Source organism: Streptomyces sp. UH6, from assembly GCF_013421635.1.
GTDB classification, from domain to species: domain Bacteria; phylum Actinomycetota; class Actinomycetes; order Streptomycetales; family Streptomycetaceae; genus Streptomyces; species Streptomyces abyssomicinicus.
In genome coordinates this window covers 1-1,319 of the sequence record NZ_JACADT010001278.1, presented here as the reverse complement: position 1 = coordinate 1,319, position 1,319 = coordinate 1, and the positions used below count along the sequence as shown (strand labels likewise).

Genomic DNA, 1,319 nt, shown 5'->3' with positions numbered 1-1,319 from the left:
ACCGCCGGCGCCGTCGGCCGGAACCTCGGGCGGGGGTCCTCAGGCGAGGCCCTCCACCAGCTCGGCCACGCTCTTGCGGCGCCCCGTGTAGAAGGGGATCTCCTCGCGGACGTGCAGCCGCGCCTTGGAGGCGCGCAGGTGGCGCATCAGGTCGACGATGCGGTGCAGCTCGTTCGCCTCGAAGGCGAGCAGCCACTCGTAGTCGCCGAGCGCGAACGAGGCGACCGTGTTGGCGCGCACGTCGGCGAAGCCGCGGGCCATCTTGCCGTGCTCGGCGAGCATCGCCCGGCGCTCCTCGTCCGGCAGCACGTACCACTCGTAGGAGCGGACGAACGGGTAGACGCAGACGTAGTCACGGGCCTCCTCCTCGGCGAGGAAGGCCGGGATGTGGGCACGGTTGAACTCGGCGGGGCGGTGCAGCGCCATGTTGGACCAGACCGGGTCGAGCGAGCGGCCCAGCCGGGTGCGGCGGAAGAGGTTGTACGCCTCCTGGAGCTGGTCGGCGGTCTCGGCGTGCCACCAGATCATCACGTCGGCGTCGGCGCGCAGGCCGGACACGTCGTAGGTGCCGCGGATGGTGACGTCCTTGGCGGCGAGCTGGTCGAACAGCTCCTGGACCTCGTCGGCGTAGCCGGCGCGGTCCTCGGGGAGGACGTCCTTCAGCTTGAAGACGGACCACAGGGTGTAGCGGATGACCTCGTTGAGGTCCTTCGCCTTCTTGCCGATGTTGGGGATCTTGGCGGGGGCTTCGTCACTCATGACCCTATTCTCACTTTCCGGTTCCGAGGCCGAGCACCGGGTCGGCACTCAGTGCGTCGACGGCCGCGTAGGCGCCGGCGATGGTGGCGGGCACCCCGACACCGTCGTAGGCGGCGCCGCAGACGGCAAGGCCGGGGACGGCGGCGATCTGCTCCCGGATCCGGGCGACCCGGCTGTGGTGACCCACCGGATACTGTGGCAGGCCGTCGTCCCAGCGGGTGACCGTCGTCGCGATCGGCTCGGCGGTCAGTCCGGTGGCCTCGTGCAGATCATGCCGTGAGACCTCGACCAGTTCTTGGTCCGAACGGCCCAGGATCGCGGTCTCCTGGTACCTGCCGACCGACGTGCGCACGACCAGGACCCCGGGGTCCTCCTCGGCGATCCACCCCCACTTGCGGGAGGCGAAGGTGGACGCCTTGATGGTCCGGCCGTCGACCGGGGGCACCAGGAAGCCGCTGCCCTCCGGCAGCTGGGCGTCCGCCTCGGAGCGCCGGAAGGCGAGGCTGATCAGGGCCATGGAGGCGTACTCGACGCCGTCCAGTCCGGCGGCGGCGCCCGGC

General features: G+C 70.9%; 2 protein-coding genes. Both read right to left on the bottom strand.

The window, feature by feature from the left end; genetic code table 11:
• Positions 1–39: 39 nt before the first annotated feature.
• Entirely contained in the window at positions 40–759 is a 720-nt protein-coding gene (hemQ, locus tag HW445_RS31260) for a hydrogen peroxide-dependent heme synthase (protein WP_151769822.1), read from the bottom strand.
• Positions 760–769: 10 nt separating this feature from the next.
• Positions 770–1,319, bottom strand: a 550-nt coding sequence (locus HW445_RS31255; RefSeq protein ID WP_180224149.1) for an NAD(P)/FAD-dependent oxidoreductase, incomplete at its 5' end; no start/stop codon positions are given.

Excerpts from the sequence above, each read along its gene's own strand:
- hemQ (WP_151769822.1), bottom strand. The coding sequence starts at position 759 with ATGAGTGACGAAGCCCCCGCCAAGATCCCCAACATCGGCAAGAAGGCG.